1 protein-coding gene is annotated in these 584 nt (G+C 63.9%); it reads right to left on the reverse strand.

The window, feature by feature from the left end; all coding sequences use genetic code 11:
* On the reverse strand, window positions 1–584 hold a 584-nt coding region (locus IPV08_RS24340), incomplete at both ends, for a PQQ-binding-like beta-propeller repeat protein (protein WP_207414434.1).

Below are 584 nucleotides of genomic sequence, written 5' to 3' on the forward strand. Positions count from 1 at the left end.
GCGTAACCACCCACCGCGCCGAGACCGGCGTTCGGGTCGGTCAGGCCGGCCGCGAGGCCGATGCCGGCCCAGCCACCGACACCCGACAGGATGCCGACGAACTGCTTGCCCTTGTGCTGGTAGGTCATCACGTTACCGATGATGCCCGACGGGGTTTTGAACTTGTAGAGTTCCTTGCCCGACTTGGCGTCGACGGCCTTCAGATAGCCTTCGAGCGTGCCGTAGAATACGATGTCACCAGCGGTGGCGAGAGCGCCCGACCACACCGAGAACTGCTCGGAGTTGGACCAGATGATCTTACCCTTGACGCCGTCCCAGGCGATGAAGTTACCCATGCCGCCGTGGCTATTGGGGGCCGGGTACATGGCCAGGGTCGCACCGACGTAGGGCTGACCCGGGGTGTAGGACACCCGGAACGGCTCGTAGTCCATGCAGACGTGGTTGGTGGGCACGTAGAACAGGTTGGTCTTCGGCGAGAACGCAGCAGGCTGCTGGTCCTTGGTGCCGAGGGCCGCGGGGCAGATACCCTTGGAGTTGGTATCTTCGCCGTTCTGCTCGGTGGAGTACTTGGCCTGGACCAGGGG

Source organism: Methylobacterium sp. SD274 (assembly GCF_017355285.1).
GTDB lineage: Bacteria > Pseudomonadota > Alphaproteobacteria > Rhizobiales > Beijerinckiaceae > Methylobacterium.